This window comes from Paraburkholderia sp. SIMBA_053, from assembly GCF_046534895.1.
GTDB classification, from domain to species: domain Bacteria; phylum Pseudomonadota; class Gammaproteobacteria; order Burkholderiales; family Burkholderiaceae; genus Paraburkholderia; species Paraburkholderia caledonica.
Map to the genome: position 1 here is coordinate 1 of NZ_JAWRXU010001891.1, position 230 is coordinate 230.

Below are 230 nucleotides of genomic sequence, written 5' to 3' on the forward strand. Positions count from 1 at the left end.
GCACCGGCAGCAAAACCACTGACCTTATCCTGCACGGTGTCGCGGGCAGTCAGCATCAGCACCGGTGTGCTGATGTGGTACTGCTGGCGCAGCAGGCGACAGACATCCAGGCCATCGGTACCGGGTAATGACAAGTCCAGTACGATAGCATCGTACGAAGCGGATGTGGCGCTACGCAGCCCGACAGTGCCGCTTCGCGCGACATCCAGGGTGTAGCCGTTCGGCTCCAG

Annotated in this window: 1 protein-coding gene; it reads right to left on the reverse strand. The window is 61.7% G+C overall.

All coding sequences use genetic code 11. From position 1 onward, the window contains the following. Nucleotides 1-230: response regulator (locus tag SB753_RS42120; protein WP_410805831.1), on the reverse strand; the 230-nt coding region annotated here is incomplete at both ends.